General features: G+C 53.8%; 14 protein-coding genes and 1 riboswitch. Of the genes, 6 read left to right on the top strand and 8 right to left on the bottom strand.

The features are described from left to right. Positions 1-504: 504 nt before the first annotated feature. A complete protein-coding gene (gene purH, locus FD744_RS23995; protein ID WP_034828924.1) occupies positions 505-2,094 on the top strand; it encodes a bifunctional phosphoribosylaminoimidazolecarboxamide formyltransferase/IMP cyclohydrolase in 1,590 nt (529 codons plus the stop codon). 19 nt (positions 2,095-2,113) lie between these two features. Further along, positions 2,114-3,394 (top strand): phosphoribosylamine--glycine ligase, encoded by a 1,281-nt coding sequence (gene purD, locus FD744_RS23990; RefSeq protein WP_160869790.1) that lies wholly within the window; start codon positions 2,114-2,116, stop codon positions 3,392-3,394. Positions 3,395-3,435: 41 nt separating this feature from the next. Here purD and FD744_RS23985 read toward each other — a convergent pair whose 3' ends face one another. The 6 genes from FD744_RS23985 to nudC all read right to left on the bottom strand — a co-directional run bounded on the left by FD744_RS23985 (position 3,436) and on the right by nudC (position 7,835). Next, a complete protein-coding gene (locus tag FD744_RS23985; protein ID WP_160869788.1) occupies positions 3,436-4,101 on the bottom strand; it encodes a DUF1481 domain-containing protein in 666 nt (221 codons plus the stop codon). 68 nt (positions 4,102-4,169) lie between these two features. Beyond that, positions 4,170-4,442, bottom strand: coding sequence for a nucleoid-associated protein HU-alpha (hupA, locus tag FD744_RS23980; protein ID WP_006121511.1), 273 nt, complete (start codon positions 4,440-4,442; stop codon positions 4,170-4,172). Positions 4,443-4,630: 188 nt separating this feature from the next. Further along, a complete protein-coding gene (locus FD744_RS23975; protein WP_034828920.1) occupies positions 4,631-5,221 on the bottom strand; it encodes a YjaG family protein in 591 nt (196 codons plus the stop codon). A gap of 62 nt (positions 5,222-5,283) precedes the next feature. After that, on the bottom strand, positions 5,284-5,952 hold the full coding sequence (gene nfi, locus FD744_RS23970; protein ID WP_160869786.1) for a deoxyribonuclease V: 669 nt from the start codon (positions 5,950-5,952) through the stop codon (positions 5,284-5,286). A 2-nt stretch (positions 5,953-5,954) separates the two neighbouring features. Further along, positions 5,955-7,022, bottom strand: coding sequence for a uroporphyrinogen decarboxylase (gene hemE, locus FD744_RS23965; protein ID WP_160869784.1), 1,068 nt, complete (start codon positions 7,020-7,022; stop codon positions 5,955-5,957). A gap of 39 nt (positions 7,023-7,061) precedes the next feature. Beyond that, a complete protein-coding gene (nudC, locus tag FD744_RS23960; RefSeq protein ID WP_038643741.1) occupies positions 7,062-7,835 on the bottom strand; it encodes an NAD(+) diphosphatase in 774 nt (257 codons plus the stop codon). Positions 7,836-7,923: 88 nt separating this feature from the next. Here nudC and FD744_RS23955 point away from each other — a divergent pair, with 88 nt between their 5' ends. The 3 genes from FD744_RS23955 (at position 7,924) to thiE (ending at position 11,447) form a co-directional block, all read left to right on the top strand. Continuing rightward, on the top strand, positions 7,924-8,430 hold the full coding sequence (locus FD744_RS23955) for an Rsd/AlgQ family anti-sigma factor (RefSeq protein WP_034828914.1): 507 nt from the start codon (positions 7,924-7,926) through the stop codon (positions 8,428-8,430). A 256-nt stretch (positions 8,431-8,686) separates the two neighbouring features. Beyond that, positions 8,687-8,787, top strand: a riboswitch (TPP riboswitch). A 90-nt stretch (positions 8,788-8,877) separates the two neighbouring features. Then, positions 8,878-10,803 (top strand): phosphomethylpyrimidine synthase ThiC, encoded by a 1,926-nt coding sequence (thiC, locus tag FD744_RS23950; RefSeq protein ID WP_160869782.1) that lies wholly within the window; start codon positions 8,878-8,880, stop codon positions 10,801-10,803. Then, positions 10,800-11,447 carry a thiamine phosphate synthase gene (thiE, locus tag FD744_RS23945; protein ID WP_160869780.1) on the top strand — a complete coding sequence of 216 codons (648 nt, stop codon included), beginning with the start codon at positions 10,800-10,802 and terminating at the stop codon, positions 11,445-11,447. The genes thiC and thiE overlap by 4 nt, the downstream gene beginning before the upstream one ends. Before the next feature lie 156 nt (positions 11,448-11,603). Here thiE and FD744_RS23940 read toward each other — a convergent pair whose 3' ends face one another. Next, positions 11,604-13,058, bottom strand: coding sequence for a PLP-dependent aminotransferase family protein (locus FD744_RS23940; protein WP_160869778.1), 1,455 nt, complete (start codon positions 13,056-13,058; stop codon positions 11,604-11,606). Positions 13,059-13,233: 175 nt separating this feature from the next. On the opposite strand from FD744_RS23940, the gene FD744_RS23935 reads away from it, so the two are divergent. Further along, a complete protein-coding gene (locus tag FD744_RS23935) occupies positions 13,234-13,422 on the top strand; it encodes a DUF1127 domain-containing protein (protein WP_097119778.1) in 189 nt (62 codons plus the stop codon). A 61-nt stretch (positions 13,423-13,483) separates the two neighbouring features. Here FD744_RS23935 and rpoC read toward each other — a convergent pair whose 3' ends face one another. Further along, a complete protein-coding gene (gene rpoC, locus FD744_RS23930) occupies positions 13,484-17,707 on the bottom strand; it encodes a DNA-directed RNA polymerase subunit beta' (RefSeq protein WP_097119779.1) in 4,224 nt (1,407 codons plus the stop codon). Positions 17,708-17,772: the final 65 nt, after the last annotated feature.

Here is a 17,772-nt window from a genome sequence, read left to right as displayed (position 1 = left end):
GAGTGCCCACACAGATTGTCTGATAAATTGTTAAAGAGCGGTGCAATCAGCGCCTTAAGCTGCTGTTGCGAGGTGGCGTATATTACGCTTTCCTCCTTCAGAGTCAAACACTTTTTTCAGCATTTTTTCTCTGGCGGAAGTTCTTAGCGAAGCTTCCTGTCAACACCGCACTTCGTAAACCGTTGTGCCGTCTCGATGGATGCGCATTATAGGGAGTTGTTCGCAGCGCGCAACCGCTAAATTCAACAAAAACAACCGTTCGCTGCATTCCACAGCAAAACCCCGCCTTATACCCACTTACACACAGTGTTATCCACATTCATCTGCACAAATGAATTTAGGCGAGCATCGCGCAAACGTTTTCGCTACAATGCCCGGCGACGTCAAGGATGCCCCTTTTGGGGCGTTACATGAAGCAAGTACTCTCTTCTATATATAAGAGAAGCGCTAAGCTTGATGTAACGCTCTTATTTATGCGAAACAAAGCCAAGGGATAAAACCACCATGCAACAACGTCGTCCAGTACGCCGAGCTCTTCTCAGTGTTTCTGATAAAGCCGGTATCCTCGAATTTGCTCAGGCACTCTCCAGCCGTGGTGTTGAGCTGCTCTCCACAGGTGGTACTGCTCGCCTGCTGGCAGATGCGGGCCTGCCCGTCACCGAAGTCTCTGACTACACCGGTTTCCCGGAAATGATGGATGGACGCGTCAAAACGCTGCACCCGAAAGTGCATGGCGGTATTCTGGGCCGTCGCGGCACCGATGATGCGATCATGGCCGAGCACGCGATCAACCCTATCGATATGGTGGTGGTAAACCTTTATCCCTTCGCTCAAACCGTTGCCAAACCCGATTGCTCACTGGCAGACGCGGTAGAGAATATCGATATCGGTGGCCCAACCATGGTGCGCTCCGCTGCGAAGAACCACAAAGATGTGGCAATCGTGGTGAAGAGCAGCGACTACGAGGCCATCATCGCCGAGCTGGACGCCAACGAAAACTCCCTGACGCTGGACACCCGTTTCGATCTGGCGATCAAAGCCTTCGAACACACCGCAGCCTACGACAGCATGATTGCCAACTACTTTGGCAGCCTGGTACCGGCTTATCATAGCGACAGCAAAGAGCCTGCCGGCCGCTTCCCACGAACGCTGAACCTCAACTTCATCAAGAAGCAGGATATGCGTTACGGCGAGAACAGCCATCAGGACGCTGCCTTCTATATAGAAGAGAATGTGGCAGAAGCTTCTGTTGCGACTGCACAGCAGGTACAGGGCAAAGCGCTCTCTTACAACAACATCGCGGATACCGATGCCGCGCTTGAGTGTGTGAAAGAGTTTGATGAAGCCGCTTGCGTGATCGTTAAGCATGCTAACCCGTGTGGTGTGGCAGTGGGCGGTTCGATTCTTGACGCCTATGAGCGCGCTTACAAAACTGATCCAACTTCTGCTTTTGGCGGCATCATCGCTTTCAACCGTGAATTGGATGAAGCCACTGCCCAGGCGATCATCAGCCGTCAGTTTGTCGAAGTGATCATTGCCCCTTCAGCCAGCGAAGCGGCACTTAAAGTTACCGCAGCAAAACAGAACGTTCGCGTGCTGGTTTGTGGCCAGTGGCAGGGCCGTGTTGCTGCACTGGACTTCAAGCGTGTTAATGGCGGCCTGCTGGTTCAGGATCGCGATCTCGGTATGGTTGATGCCAGTCAGCTGCGAGTCGTGACTAAGCGCCAGCCAAGCGAGCAGGAACTGCGTGATGCGCTGTTCTGCTGGAAAGTAGCCAAGTTCGTGAAATCCAACGCCATTGTTTACGCACGTGACAATATGACTATCGGCATAGGCGCCGGACAGATGAGCCGCGTTTATTCTGCCAAAATTGCCGGTATTAAAGCAGGCGACGAAGGTTTAGAAGTCAAAGGTTCAGCTATGGCTTCAGATGCCTTCTTCCCGTTCCGCGATGGTATCGACGCGGCGGCTGCCGTGGGCATCAGCTGTGTGATTCAACCAGGTGGTTCTATCCGTGATGATGAAGTGATTGCCGCCGCTGATGAACACGGCATTGCGATGATCTTCACCGACATGCGTCACTTCCGCCATTAATAGCCTGGAGCTGTAATAAATGAAAATTTTAGTGATTGGTAATGGCGGACGTGAACACGCGCTGGCATGGAAAGCGGCACAGTCTCCTTTAGCTGAGACCGTGTTTGTGGCACCGGGTAACGCCGGCACCGCACTGGAACCCGCATTGCAAAACGTGGCGATCAGCGCAACTGATGTACCTGCCCTGCTGGCGTTTGCTCAAAAAGAAAATATCGATCTGACTATCGTCGGCCCGGAAGCACCGCTGGTTATCGGCGTGGTCGATGCATTCCGCGCTGCCGGTCTGAAGATCTTCGGCCCAACGCAGGCGGCGGCCCAGCTGGAAGGATCAAAAGCCTTCACCAAAGATTTCCTGGCACGCCAGCAGATCCCTACCGCTGAATACCAGAACTTTACGGAAGTTGAGCCCGCGCTGGCTTACCTGCGTGAGAAAGGCGCACCGATCGTGATTAAAGCTGACGGTTTAGCTGCGGGTAAAGGCGTTATCGTCGCGATGGAACTGGCTGAGGCGGAAGCTGCAGTGCAGGACATGCTGGCAGGTAACGCTTTCGGCGATGCAGGCCATCGTATCGTCATTGAAGAGTTCCTCGACGGCGAAGAAGCCAGCTTTATCGTGATGGTGGATGGCGACAACGTGTTACCCATGGCCACCAGCCAGGATCATAAACGTGTAGGCGATGGTGATACCGGCCCGAATACCGGAGGCATGGGCGCTTACTCGCCAGCCCCGGTTGTCACCGATGAGATCCATCAGCGTGTGATGGATCAGATCATCTGGCCAACCGTCAACGGCATGAAAGCGGAAGGCAACACCTATACCGGCTTCCTGTATGCAGGCCTGATGATCGATAAAGCCGGTCAGCCGAAAGTGATCGAATTCAACTGCCGCTTTGGCGATCCAGAAACCCAGCCGATCATGCTGCGTCTGCAGTCAGATCTGGTTGAGCTGTGCCTGGCCGCAGTGGATGGCAAACTCGATAAGCAGACCTCGCAGTGGGATCCACGTCCATCGCTGGGTGTCGTGCTGGCGGCTGGCGGTTATCCGGCGGATTACAAAACCGGCGATCAGATTCACGGTCTGCCGCTGGAAGAAGTGCCGGATGGCAAAGTATTCCACGCGGGCACCACGATGAAAGATGATGTGGTGGTCACCAACGGCGGACGCGTGCTGTGCGTCACTGCCCTGGGTGAAGATGTGGCAGCCGCGCAGAAGAATGCCTATGCACTGGCGAAACATATTTCCTGGGAAGGCAGCTTCTGCCGCAAGGATATTGGTTACCGCGCAATTAACCGCAAGTAATCATCAAGGGGCGCACTTAGCGCCCCTAAATTTTTTCCACCTCAGAAGTCACTCTCTTTCGGCTGCCAGCTGCACTCATCCTCTGGCGTCGCCCGCAACAGCTGCACCCCTTCCGGCGCCTCTAACCACGACACCATCAGCGGTTGGGGCTGACTTCGCTGCTGCTGGGATAAAGTGGCAATGATTCCGCTATCAAAGGGTGCACTCACCACTTTGCCCTCACAATCTCGCACCTGCGTAACACCCAGCCAATGCCCCTGCTTCAGCAATACACGGCCACTCAGCAACGCATTACTTTGCTCCAGCATACGTTGCGCGTCGAACCGGTAGAGTTCAACCGTATCACCACTTACCGCTTCACGACGGCCGGCCAGCTGACGCTGCATAAAATTAAGATTGCCCAGATGGTCGAAGCGTAACGTCACATCATCCGGTTGCTCGCCCGCTACACTGCGCTCAACGCTAATCAGTTTGTTCTGTTGCCAGTTGTAGTCAGTGGTTTCCATGGCATCGCCATTGAAAGGGGTATAAACAGTGCGAAGATGGACAGCCTGATGGTCACTGTTCTTGCGCCAGATGCGCACAGTGCCACGATCGGCCAGATAGCCACTTGCCGTAAAGGCAGGGAGATCAGAGGTGGAACTACAGCCCGCGAGCAGCGCACCGAGTAACAGGGCGCAGACGCGCTGAGTAATCGTGTTCAGCATGACAGGCCCCAATAACAAAAAGGGGCGTGTCGCCCCTCTTTTAAAGCTTAAACCGCGATGCGGAAAACTTACTTAACAGCGTCTTTCAGAGCTTTACCAGAGACGAACGCTGGCACGTTAGCTGCCGCGATTTTGATCTCTTTACCAGTCTGTGGGTTGCGACCGGTACGCTCAGCGCGGTGGTTCACTTTAAAAGTACCAAAACCAACCAGTTGTACAGCATCACCTTCTTTCAGAGACTCAGTGATCGCAGCCAGGGTAGATTCCAGCGCAGCTTTAGCCTGGGTTTTTGACAGGTCAGCTTTCTCTGCGATCACATCAATCAGTTGAGTCTTGTTCATAAGTTATCCTTAAAGTGTATTTATCGCTTGCTAAGCAACGAGTGCGAGGGAAAAGCCATATTCTGGCACTCTTCAACCTGCACGCAAAGATAGCCACAATTTTCAGCCCCCCAAATGTAGACCAGACAGGGGGCTGATGTGAAGCCTCCAGGCGCGGTAATTCAGGCCTGAAGTCACGTTTTATCGCCTTATTGCTGAAAAAGTATACCGATGTTACTGATTCCCGCTTCGCGCAGGTCAGAACGTAACCCCTTAATCAGCTCAAGGTCGCGTTCTTCGCAGTCTGCCAGCAGACGGAAAATCTCCCACTGCAGATCCCATTCATCAATCACCGCCTGATTTTCACGCAGCTCTTCATCGGTCATTTCACGACCGGCCTGCGTCATTTCAAGGATAGCGACGGTGGTAATCGAGGTGCGACTGACTTCGATTGCGTGCTCCAGAGTTTCGCCGCTGAGTTGTGCATGCACAACTTCGCTCAACGCAACACAGGCATCGATCGCTGGGTGGACACCATAGATATCAAAATCATCGCCATTCGGAATCGCTGATTCCAGCTTTTCCAGTTGGCTATCGAAGTTAATTTTGGCGTCTTTAACCGTCAGGCTCTCCCAGACAAGGTCAAGGATGCGACGATAGAGTTGCGGATCGGCGAATTCAGTCTGCTGACAGAAGGCCCAATAATTGGGGAACATCCGCTCGCACAGACAGGCCATAAAGGTCATATGCTGCCAGCTTTCCAGCTTCGCCAGACGCAAATGGACGGGGTTCTGTAACATCAAACTTACTCTCAATAGGTTAGCTGGCGGCAGTGTACCGCAAAAGCCGCGCGCAAACAGCGTTAACGCGCATTTTGCCAACGCAGAAACGCAGGATGCCCCGAAGCAACCGCATCGGCCCAGCGTGTAGGCTCGGGCAAACGATAGCCCGCGGTACATTTCTCCACCCAATTCAGTGCGCTGTCCATACTGACACGATGCCCGGTTGAGACGAACAAAGGGTTGCAGCGCGCTTTACTGCGCCACACCCAGCCAATTTGTTCGCCTTTATCCATCAGTGGCTGGCGGCTCCCCGGTTCAGCATCCAATTCGGTAAAACGCCCGCAGAGCCGTTTTTTTGCCACGCCAATGGTTGGAACATCCACCAGCGAGCCAAAATGCGCAGCCACGCCGAGGCGACGGGGATGGGCAATACCATGACCATCAACAAATAAAAGATCGGGTTGGTGTGTGAGCTGCTGCCAGGCTGCAAGCAGTGCGGGGACTTCGCGAAACGATAAGAAACCCGGGATGTAAGGCATGGTGGTCGCGATGCGTGCTATACGGTGCTCCACGAGTTGCAATGAGGGATATTCTAATACCACCAGTGCCGCACGCGTGATGTCACCTTCCTGTTCAAAACCGACGTCCGCACCGGCGATAAAACGAGGCGGCAGGACGTCGAAATCATCCTGCCGCACCACGTTAGCAGCGCGTTGTAACTGTTCAGCCCGCAGCGCGGCTAAATCCATGCTTAACCCTGATGATAAGGGCGAGACAGACGATGTACGGCTTCGACGAATGCACCGGCGTGCTCTGGCGGCACATCCTGATGAATGCCATGGCCCAGGTTGAAGACATGCCCTTCACCCGTGCCAAAGCCTTCCAGGATGGTGGCCACTTCCTGCTCGATACGTGTCGGAGGCGCATACAGCATGGAAGGATCCATGTTGCCCTGCAACGCAACTTTGTCACCCACGCGACGACGCGCATCGGCAATATCGGTGCTCCAGTCCAGTCCCAGCGCATCACATCCGGTCGCTGCGATAGCTTCCAGCCACTGACCACCACCTTTGGTGAACAGCGTAATCGGCACACGGCGACCTTCGTTCTCGTGCAGCACGCTATCGACGATTTTGTGCATATAGTAGAGTGAAAACTCACGGTAATCGCGGCCGGTCAGCACGCCGCCCCAGGTGTCGAAGACCATAATCGACTGTGCACCGGCTTTGATCTGGGCGTTCAGGTAATGGATGACACTGTCAGCCAGCTTATCCAGCAGCTTGTGCAGGGTTTGCGGCTCGGCATACATCATCTTTTTAATTTTGGTGAACGCTTTGCTGCTGCCGCCTTCAACCATGTAGGTTGCCAACGTCCATGGGCTGCCAGAGAAACCGATCAAAGGCACTTCGCCTTTCAGGTTATGGCGAATGGTACGCACCGCATTCATCACATAACCCAGCTCATCTTCTGGATCCGGAATCGGCAGTTTGTCTACATCTGCACGGCAGGTAATAGGATTTGAGAAGCGCGGACCTTCGCCCGTTTCAAAATAGAGCCCCAGGCCCATCGCATCAGGAATCGTCAGGATATCGCTGAAGAGGATCGCGGCATCCAGCGCATAGCGACGCAGCGGCTGCAGTGTGACTTCGCATGCCAGCTCAGCATTCTTACACAGCGACATAAAATCACCGGCTTCAGCACGCGTGGCTTTGTACTCCGGCAAATAACGCCCAGCTTGTCGCATCATCCATACCGGCGTGACATCTACCGGCTGACGTAACAGGGCGCGCAGATAACGATCGTTCTTCAGTTCACTCATAATGGGCTCTCTCATGCTAAGGCCGCCAGTGTAGCATTTTCACGGCGCGCTGGCGCGACACAGGGCAACGGTATCTTCAATCAACCGCCGCGCCACCGTGCCCGGCGGCGGAAGCAGTGGCAGATCGTCATAACGATACCAGCCGGCATCCAGTAACTCTTTGCCATCATGCTGCAAGTCTCCGCCTTCGTACTCGGCCATAAACGCCATCATTAACGAATGCGGGAACGGCCAGGGCTGCGAGGTGACGTAGCGGACATTTTTCACCCGCACGTTACTCTCTTCCATCACCTCACGCGCCACAGCCTGTTCCAGCGTTTCCCCGACCTCAACAAAGCCAGCTAATACTGTGTAAATGCTGTTGCGATGGCGCGCATGGTTGGCCAGTAGAATCTCCTCCCCCCGGCGAATCGCTACGATGATGCACGGTGCAATCTGCGGGTAATAGCGTTCGCGGCAATGGTGACACAGGCAGGCAAATTCGCGTTTACTGAGGTGCATTTCGTGGCCGCAGTAGCCACACCAGCGGTGTGAGCGGTAGAATTCGGCGAGTTGAACTCCACGCCCAACCATCTGAAAAAGCCCAACATCTTCGTCGATAAGCTGGCGAACAGAGCCCATATTGTCAGGTCGTGATTCACGTATCAGCCAGACATTCTCCGCCTGCCATTCGCCAATCAAAATCGCGGTTTTTCCAGTCAGGCCAAAATCGCCGGATAAGCCATGCGGCAGTTCACCTTGCGGTAACCAAAGTTTTTGTTCATGGCTGACAATCCACCAGCCAGCGTCTACGCTTGAGATCTCACGTTGCATCTTATTCGTTGTCCTTAGCGTCAAATGGCACGCTGAAATCCTGATGTTAAGTGTGGAATGGATAACTATAACTCACCCGGAGCCCCATATGCTTACCCAGTTAGATGACCTGGCCAGGCGTGTAAGTGGCGGTAATGAATTAGTCGATGCGTGGCTGCGCGCGCGTCGACAGTTGCTTGTCAGCTATTACGCATTAATCGGCATAAAGCCCAACAAAGAGGCGCTCAGTGCGCTGGATGAACAGGCGCTGGATGCGTTTTGCCACAGCCTGGTGGATTACCTCTCAACCGGTCATTTCAGTATTTATGAACGCATTATCAGTGAGATGGAAGGCGATAGCCCACTCATTGCGGCAGCCCAACTCTATCCCGCTCTGGAAGCGAATACCGATCGCATGATGCAACTGTATGACAGCCATCTGCAGCAGGCCATCAACGACGATAACTGCGTAGAATTCCAGAAGGCGTTATCCGAAGTGGGTGAAGTGCTGGAGTCGCGCTTCACGCTGGAAGATAAGCTGGTGCAACTCGCCTGGGATAACCAGCTGGCGCGCCCACCGGTCGCCAATGAAAGCAGCATGGCTCGCCCCGCTTAACTTCGGCCCCATGTAAAAAACTTGTTATTCCGAAAAAGCCCTCTTATGCTGAATGGGCTTTTTTATTGAGGCCTATTCACGTTTTTATGCGTCTCTTTAAAGCAATCTAGAGTCAAATTTTGCGATATAAGCGTAGCGTGCGCAGCCAGTTCACGCTCGGACAGCGCGCAGTGGCCGGAGCGTACACGTAGTACGTGACGGACACGAGCACTGCCCTGGCGTGAAATGGCCAGCAAAGTAGCTTATATCGTAAAATTCAACCTTGTCGGAGTGCCCTAAGGGGCTGAGACCGTTTATTCGGGATCCGCGGAACCTGATCAGGTTAGTACCTGCGAAGGGAACAAGAGTAGACATTCACAGAGCGATGCGTGTTGGCGCCCGGCATCGTCCCTGTTACTCCTTCCGAACTCTGGACAAGCAACTTCCCCTTAATTCAGGAAATTTGCTATGTCTGTTGCTAAAACTTCTCGTCGTGAACAACGTGCACAAGCGCAGGAATTTATCGATTCGCTGCAAGGCACCGCTTTCCCCAATTCAAAACGTATCTGGATTACCGGCAGCCGAGCGGATATCCGTGTGCCGATGCGCGAAATCCAGCTTAGCCCTACACACATCGGTGGCACAAAAGAGAATCCACAGTATGAGCACAACGAACCAGTGCCGGTATATGACACGGCAGGTGCTTATGGCGACCCTGCGGCCACCATTGATGTGCATCGGGGATTAGACCGATTGCGTGAAAACTGGATTGCTGAACGCGATGACAGCGAAGCGATCCACCAGTTGAGTTCGCAATACACTCAGCAACGCTTAGCCGATGAAGGGCTGGATCACCTGCGCTTCGAGCAGTTACCGCAGCCGCGTCGTGCCAAAGCTGGCCGCTGCGTCACACAGCTGCATTACGCACGTCAGGGCATGATTACACCCGAGATGGAATTTATTGCGGTGCGAGAAAACATGGGCCGCGAACGTATTCGTGGTGAAGTGCTACTGCAACAGCACCCGGGCCACAGTTTTGGTGCCAATCTGCCGGAAAACATCACCGCCGAATTTGTGCGCCAGGAAGTTGCCAGCGGCCGCGCTATCATACCCTCCAATATTAATCACCCCGAATCAGAGCCGATGATCATTGGCCGTAACTTTCTGGTGAAGGTGAACGCCAATATAGGCAACTCAGCGGTGAGCTCATCGATCGAAGAGGAAGTGGAGAAACTGGTGTGGTCAACACGCTGGGGGGCGGATACCGTGATGGACCTCTCCACAGGCCGCTATATCCATGAAACGCGCGAGTGGATTTTGCGAAACAGCCCGGTGCCGATTGGTACTGTGCCCATTTATCAGGCACTGGAGAAAGTGAATGGCGTGGCGGAAGACCTTAACTGGGAGATTTTCCGCGATACCCTGCTCGAGCAAGCAGAACAGGGGGTGGATTACTTCACTATTCACGCTGGTGTGCTGCTGCGCTATGTGCCGATGACGGCTAATCGTCTGACCGGTATTGTCTCGCGTGGAGGTTCGATCATGGCGAAGTGGTGCCTGTCACATCATCAAGAGAGTTTCCTCTATCTGCATTTCCGCGAGATCTGTGAAATCTGCGCCGCCTATGATGTCGCGCTCTCACTCGGTGATGGCCTGCGTCCGGGATCGATTCAGGACGCCAACGATGAAGCCCAGTTTGCCGAGTTGCATACCTTAGGTGAGTTGACCAGGATCGCCTGGGAATACGATGTGCAGGTAATGATTGAAGGTCCAGGCCATGTACCGATGCAGATGATTCGCCGCAATATGACCGAACAATTGGAGCACTGCCATGAAGCGCCGTTTTACACGCTCGGCCCACTGACTACCGACATCGCACCCGGTTACGATCACTTTACCTCCGGCATTGGTGCGGCGATGATTGGTTGGTTTGGCTGCGCCATGCTGTGCTACGTCACACCAAAAGAGCACCTCGGTTTGCCGAATAAAGAAGATGTGAAGCAGGGGCTGATCACCTACAAGATCGCCGCACATGCCGCCGATCTGGCCAAAGGCCATCCCGGCGCGCAGATCCGCGATAACGCGATGTCAAAAGCGCGTTTCGAATTCCGTTGGGAAGATCAATTTAACCTGGCGCTGGATCCACACACCGCGCGTGCGTATCACGATGAAACACTGCCGCAGGAATCAGGTAAAGTGGCTCACTTCTGCTCCATGTGCGGCCCTAAATTCTGTTCAATGAAAATCACGCAGGAAGTGCGCGAATATGCTGCTCGTCAGCAGGCGGAAGCCCAGCCGATTGAAATTGGCATGGCGCAGATGTCAGATGCCTTCCGCAGCCGTGGTGGCGAGATTTATCACGCCGCCGATGCCCTTAAAGAGGAAAAAGTATGACCGAGGCCTTTCCTGCTACCGCCCCGAAATTAGGGCTGTACCCTGTTGTTGATAGCGTAGAGTGGATTAGGCGCTTACTGGAGGCTGGCGTTCGCACCATCCAGTTGCGCATCAAAGATTGCCAGGATCATGAAGTAGAAGACGCAGTGCGCGAGGCAATTGCGCTGGGCAAGCAATACCGTGCACGCCTGTTTATCAACGATTACTGGCGATTAGCGATCAAATACAACGCCTATGGCGTGCATCTTGGCCAGGAAGATTTAGACGTGGCTAATCTGGACGCTATCCGCCAGGCAGGTTTGCGTCTGGGGTTATCGACTCATGATGATGCCGAGTTGGACCGCGCGCTGGCGCTGCGTCCTTCCTACATTGCACTGGGGCACATTTACCCTACGCAAACCAAAGATATGCCTTCCGAACCACAGGGCGTCATGGAGCTGAAACGCCACATGGCACGGTTACAGGATATACCGACTGTGGCGATTGGCGGTATATCCCTTGCGCGCGTACCTGAAGTTTTGGCCACTGGCGTTGGAAGCGTTGCTGTGGTGAGCGCCATTACTCAGGCGGGAGACTGGCGTCAGGCGACACAGGAGCTGCTGGCACTGGTTGAAGCCGGAACCCAGCCCGCAGAAGCGTTGTAACGTTCTGCAATCAGGGTAATTTGGCTGGAACCTCACGCGCAGTCCGCTTCCTGCGAGCTAGCGTGTTTTTCCGGTCAGGATAAAGTGTGCCTGCCCGCTGTCGCTGGCAGTGGGCCAGGGCTGGTCTACCTCTCTCTCCAGCCCTGCCTTTCCACTTTAATCAGTCAGGGATGAAGCGGGTTCCGTTTCGATATGACAGGCGTGCATGGCCTGCTCCACCGCAGCGCCAAGTTGGGCGATGGCCTGTTCTGTATACTCATTGATGGGCAACCCATAATTCAGGCGCAAGCAGTTACGATATTTGCCCGAGGCAGAAAACAGCGATCCGACGGCGACCTGAATGTTCAATGTGCGAAGTTCGGTGTTAAGCCGAACCGCATCAAACGCTTCAGGTAACTCAATCCACATCAGGAAGCTGCCCTGCGGACGCGAGACACAGATACCGCACGGGAAATAGTGGCGTACCCAGCAGCTAAAAGTCTCGTAATTACGTTGATAAACCTGGCGCATCCGGCGTAAATGCGGCCCATAGTGACCAAGACGAATAAATTCGGCCACCGCATGTTGCGGCTGTGTGGCTGTTGAACCCGTGCCGATATATTTCATATGCAAGACGCGATCGCGATAACGTCCAGGTGCCACCCAGCCAACACGTAACCCGGGAGCCAGCGTCTTAGAGAATGAACTACACAACAACACCCTGCCATCCATATCCAAAGATTTAATGGTAATGGGACGTGGATACTCCCATGCCAATTCACCGTAGACATCGTCTTCAATAATCGCGGCATCAAAGCGCTGTGCCAGTGCCAGCAGCGCACGCTTGCGCGCCTCGGGCATGATAAATCCGAGTGGATTATTGCAATTTGGCACTACTACCACGGCTTTAATGGGCCACTGCTCGAATGCCAACTCCAGAGCTTCGAGGCTAATGCCCGTCACCGAATCGGTAGGGATTTCAATGGCACGGATACCAAGCCCGCGCAGAGTCTGCATCGTGCCATGAAATGTCGGAGATTCAACGGCGATAATATCACCCGGTTCACACACCGCACGGATCGACACGGACAGCGCTTCATGGCAGCCCGTGGTGATCACAATATCCTCTGCGGTGAGCTGACAACCGCTATCGATAGTTAAGCGTGCGACCTGCTCACGCAAGGCCGCAACGCCTAACAGACTGTCATAATTGAGCTGGTCAAGATCCTGCTTCTGCGCCATTCGGCTCTGAATTTTCCATAATGGCTTCAATGTCGGCTGGGTAAGGTCTGGCATGCCGCTACCTAATTGCAGCACGTTACCGCTGTTGCGGCTGCTTAATAATTCCAGCACCGATTCCCACTGGGTGATCTCGACGGGGCGTTGTACGGGGCGGGTTAACGCAGGAACAGGAGGCGTGGCTTTGCGCGTCGCAACGAAATAGCCAGAGCGCGGCTGCGGCACAATAAGCTGTTTCTCTTCTAGCAGGTGATACGCCTGCTGCACGGTACTGATGCTCACACCGTGCTCAATACTCAGTGTGCGCACTGAGGGTAAGCGCTCGCCGCTACGGTAGAGTCCCTGCTCAATCCTGTCTGAGAGCAAGCAAGCCAGATGTTGGTAACGCGTCATCGTATGATTCCCCTCGAGTTCACTCAATCTAAATCAGTACAGATCATCCTTTTTTTTACCATTCAGATCCTATCATGCGCAATCTGTATGTTAATAATAAGTGATTTTTGAATCTGTATTGAAATGCACAGGAACTGGACAATACCACTCAGACAACTGACTGAGGGCATTCATTATGGAATTCGATCAAAACCGCGCAGCAAAACCCTTTGATGTAACGCTATTGGATATGGTTCGCGGCACGGGGCGTGCCATCAAGAGATGGCGCGCCCGCCGTGAGACTCGCAAAATTCTGTCTCACTTAAGCGATGCACAACTGCGCGACATTGGCCTGACCCGCCACGATATCTGCCGTAAGGGCTGATTAAAGACGAAAAAAAACCCTGCCGAGGCAGGGTTTTTTATGGGTCAGCTTTCGCAGACGATTATTCGTCGTCGCTACCGCCAAGACCGGCGTTCAGCAGTTCAGCCAGGCTCGCAGAGGCTTCATCCGCAGTAACCTGCGGTGCAACCGGTGCTTCACCTACAGAACGGCGACGCATACGATCCTGATGGTAAGCATAACCGGTACCGGCCGGGATCAGACGACCCACGATCACGTTCTCTTTCAGGCCGCGCAGTTCATCGCGCTTACCTGCTACTGCTGCTTCAGTCAGGACACGTGTGGTCTCCTGGAACGATGCTGCAGAGATGAACGATTCGGTTGCCAGAGAAGCTTTGGTGATACCCAGCAGATCGCGCATAAAGGTTGCGCCAATTTTGCCGTTCGCTTCGAGGTCGCGGTTAGCGATCTTGATGCGAGAGTATTCAGCCTGCTCACCTTCCAGGAACTCGGTGCTGCCCGCGCTGGCGATGGTTGCTTTACGCAGCATCTGACGCACGATGACTTCGATGTGTTTATCGTTAATCTTAACGCCTTGCAGACGGTAAACTTCCTGCACTTCGTTAGTGATGTAACGTGTAACCGCATGGACGCCACGCAGACGCAGGATGTCGTGTGGAGACTCTGGGCCGTCAGAAACAACGTCACCACGTTCTACACGCTCACCTTCGAATACGTTCAGCTGACGCCATTTCGGAATCATCTCTTCGTACGGATCGCTACCATCAACCGGTGTAATCACCAGACGACGCTTGCCTTTGGTCTCTTTACCGAACGAGATAATACCGCTGATCTCGGCCAGAATTGCTGGCTCTTTCGGACGACGCGCTTCGAACAGGTCAGCAACGCGTGGCAGACCACCGGTGATGTCCTTGGTACCGCCAGATTCCTGAGGTACACGCGACAGGGTGTCACCCGCGCTGATCTTAACGCCATCTTCCAGCTGAACAATCGCTTTGCCCGGCAGGAAGTACTGAGCTGGCATGTCGGTACCTGGAATCAGAACATCATTTCCGTTGGCATCAACAATTTTCAGCGCAGGACGCAGATCTTTACCGCCCGCAGTACGTTCTGCAGAATCCAGAACCACCAGCGATGACAGACCAGTCAGGTCATCAGTCTGACGAGTAATCGTCTGACCATCGATCATGTCAGTGAAGCGAATGAAACCGCCCACTTCGGTGATAACAGGCATGGTGTGCGGATCCCAGTTTGCTACGGTCTCGCCCGCTGCAACCTGCTCACCATCACCTTTAGCCATCATCGCGCCGTAAGGGACTTTATAGCTCTCTTTGGTACGACCGAATTCATCGATCATCTTCAGCTCAACATTACGAGAGACGATAACCAGTTTCCCGGAGGAGTTGGTTACAGACTTCGCGTTGGTCAGCTTAATAGTACCTTTGTTCTTCACCTGGATGCTGGATTCAGCAGCCGCACGAGATGCCGCACCACCGATGTGGAACGTACGCATCGTCAGCTGTGTACCCGGCTCACCGATGGACTGTGCTGCGATAACGCCGATGGCCTCACCTTTGTTGATGATGTGACCACGTGCCAGGTCGCGACCGTAGCAGTGTGCACACACACCAAAGTCGGTTTCACAACCAACAACAGAACGCACTTTGATCGCATCAACTGAGTTGAGTTCGATCACATCACACCAGTGCTCATCGATCAGCGTGTTACGCGGGATCAGGATGTCAGCAGTACCTGGCTTCAGTACGTCTTCAGCAGTCACACGACCCAGTACACGCTCACGCAGTGGTTCTTTAACGTCGCCACCTTCGATGACCGGAGTCATCATGATGCCTTCGAAAGTACCACAGTCGTCTTCGGTAACCACCAGATCCTGTGCAACGTCTACCAGACGACGCGTCAGATAACCGGAGTTAGCGGTTTTCAGTGCGGTATCCGCAAGACCTTTACGCGCACCGTGCGTCGAGATGAAGTACTGGAGTACGTTCAGACCTTCGCGGAAGTTCGCGGTGATTGGCGTTTCGATGATTGAGCCATCTGGCTTAGCCATCAGACCACGCATACCGGCCAGCTGACGAATCTGTGCAGCAGAACCACGCGCACCGGAGTCGGCCATCATGTAGATACTGTTGAACGAGACTTGCTGCTCTTCTTCGCCGTGACGGTTGATCACGGTTTCGGTTTGCAGGTTGTCCATCATCGCCTTGGAAACGCGTTCGTTTGCTGCGGCCCAGATATCGATGACTTTGTTGTAACGTTCGCCAGCAGTAACCAGACCAGACTGGAACTGTTCCTGAATCTCAGCAACTTCCGCTTCTGCTTCTGCCACGATTTCCGCTTTCTTAGCCGGGATCACCATGTCGTCGATACCTACAGAGGCACCTGAACGGGCTGCGTAAGCAAAGCCGGTATACATGGTCTGGTCAGCGAAGATAACGGTCGGCTTCAGGCCCAGGATGCGGTAACAGGTGTTCAGCATCTTAGAGATAGCTTTCTTACCCAGCGCCTGGTTGACGATGGAGTAAGGCAGACCTTTCGGCACGATCATCCACAGAATCGCACGACCAATGGTGGTGTCGATTAAGCTGGTTTTCGCGACGAACTCTTCTTGTTCGTTTTTGCTGTACTCGGTGATACGCACTTTAACGCGAGCATGCAACTCGGCCAGGCCAGCGCGATAAACACGCTCAGCTTCTTTCGGGCCAGTCAGCACCATGCCTTCGCCGCGCGCATTCACTTTGTCACGGGTCATGTAGTACAGACCCAGTACAACGTCCTGAGAAGGAACGATGATTGGCTCGCCATTCGCAGGTGACAGGATGTTGTTGGTAGACATCATCAGAGCACGTGCTTCCAGCTGAGCTTCCAGCGTCAGCGGTACGTGAACTGCCATCTGGTCACCATCGAAGTCGGCGTTATATGCCGCACAAACCAGCGGGTGCAGCTGGATTGCTTTACCTTCGATCAGAACAGGTTCGAATGCCTGGATACCCAAACGGTGCAGGGTTGGTGCACGGTTCAGCAGTACTGGGTGTTCGCGGATCACTTCGTCCAGGATATCCCAAACGACAGCTTCTTCACGCTCAACCATCTTCTTAGCAGCTTTGATGGTGGTCGCGAGGCCACGCAGTTCCAGCTTGCCGTAGATGAACGGCTTGAACAGCTCAAGTGCCATTTTCTTCGGCAGACCACACTGATGCAGACGCAGGTATGGACCTACGGTGATTACAGAACGGCCAGAGTAGTCAACACGTTTACCCAACAGGTTCTGACGGAAACGACCCTGCTTACCTTTGATCATGTCGGCCAAAGATTTCAGAGGACGTTTGTTAGAGCCAGTGATGGCACGACCGCGACGGCCGTTATCCAGCAAGGCATCTACCGCTTCCTGCAGCATACGTTTTTCGTTACGTACGATGATATCTGGCGCAGCCAGATCCAGCAGACGCTTCAGACGGTTGTTACGGTTGATAACGCGACGATACAGATCGTTCAGATCCGACGTAGCGAAACGACCACCATCCAGCGGTACCAGCGGACGCAGATCTGGCGGCAGAACCGGCAGAACGGTCAGGATCATCCACTCTGGCTTGTTACCAGACTGTACGAACGCTTCCAGCAGCTTGATACGCTTGGTCAGCTTTTTACGTTTGGTCTCGGAGTTGGTTTCGTTCAGCTCTTCACGCAGCTGCTCGCACTCTTGCTCCAGATCCATATTTTTCAGCAGCGCCTGGATAGCTTCCGCACCCATCTTCGCGTCGAATTCGTCACCGAACTCTTCCAGCGCATCAAGGTACTGCTCTTCGGTCAGAATCTGACGTTTTTCCAGGTTGGTCATACCGCCTTCGATCACAACATAAGATTCGAAGTACAGTACGCGCTCGATATCACGCAGTGGCATATCCAGCAGTAAGCCGATACGCGAAGGCAGTGATTTCAGGAACCAAATGTGCGCAGTTGGTGAAGCCAGTTCAATGTGGCCCATGCGCTCACGACGAACCTTGGTCTGTGTAACTTCAACGCCACACTTCTCACAGATCACGCCACGATGTTTTAAACGCTTGTACTTACCGCACAGGCATTCGTAATCTTTTACCGGCCCAAAGATACGGGCGCAGAAAAGACCGTCACGCTCCGGCTTGAAGGTACGGTAGTTAATGGTTTCTGGCTTTTTAACTTCACCAAAAGACCATGAACGGATCATATCTGGCGAAGCCAGAGCGATCTTGATCGCATCAAACTCTTCGGTCTTAGTTTGCGCTTTCAGAAACTTAAGTAAGTCTTTCACGGATTAGCTCCCGTCGGAGTGGAACTCTCAGGGACGCACACCGAAGTGCGCGTCCCGTAACCAGT

The organism is Pantoea sp. Taur (genome assembly GCF_009830025.1).
GTDB lineage: Bacteria > Pseudomonadota > Gammaproteobacteria > Enterobacterales > Enterobacteriaceae > Pantoea > Pantoea communis.
The sequence above is the reverse complement of the archived record's forward strand: the minus strand, read 5'-3'. Positions and strand labels throughout refer to the sequence as shown.

Excerpts from the sequence above, each read along its gene's own strand:
- purH (WP_034828924.1), top strand. The coding sequence starts at position 505 with ATGCAACAACGTCGTCCAGTACGCCGAGCTCTTCTCAGTGTTTCTGAT.
- purD (WP_160869790.1), top strand. The coding sequence starts at position 2,114 with ATGAAAATTTTAGTGATTGGTAATGGCGGACGTGAACACGCGCTGGCA.
- FD744_RS23985 (WP_160869788.1), bottom strand. The coding sequence starts at position 4,101 with ATGCTGAACACGATTACTCAGCGCGTCTGCGCCCTGTTACTCGGTGCG.
- hupA (WP_006121511.1), bottom strand. The coding sequence starts at position 4,442 with ATGAACAAGACTCAACTGATTGATGTGATCGCAGAGAAAGCTGACCTG.
- FD744_RS23975 (WP_034828920.1), bottom strand. The coding sequence starts at position 5,221 with ATGTTACAGAACCCCGTCCATTTGCGTCTGGCGAAGCTGGAAAGCTGG.
- nfi (WP_160869786.1), bottom strand. The coding sequence starts at position 5,952 with ATGGATTTAGCCGCGCTGCGGGCTGAACAGTTACAACGCGCTGCTAAC.
- hemE (WP_160869784.1), bottom strand. The coding sequence starts at position 7,022 with ATGAGTGAACTGAAGAACGATCGTTATCTGCGCGCCCTGTTACGTCAG.
- nudC (WP_038643741.1), bottom strand. The coding sequence starts at position 7,835 with ATGCAACGTGAGATCTCAAGCGTAGACGCTGGCTGGTGGATTGTCAGC.
- FD744_RS23955 (WP_034828914.1), top strand. The coding sequence starts at position 7,924 with ATGCTTACCCAGTTAGATGACCTGGCCAGGCGTGTAAGTGGCGGTAAT.
- thiC (WP_160869782.1), top strand. The coding sequence starts at position 8,878 with ATGTCTGTTGCTAAAACTTCTCGTCGTGAACAACGTGCACAAGCGCAG.
- thiE (WP_160869780.1), top strand. The coding sequence starts at position 10,800 with ATGACCGAGGCCTTTCCTGCTACCGCCCCGAAATTAGGGCTGTACCCT.
- FD744_RS23940 (WP_160869778.1), bottom strand. The coding sequence starts at position 13,058 with ATGACGCGTTACCAACATCTGGCTTGCTTGCTCTCAGACAGGATTGAG.
- FD744_RS23935 (WP_097119778.1), top strand. The coding sequence starts at position 13,234 with ATGGAATTCGATCAAAACCGCGCAGCAAAACCCTTTGATGTAACGCTA.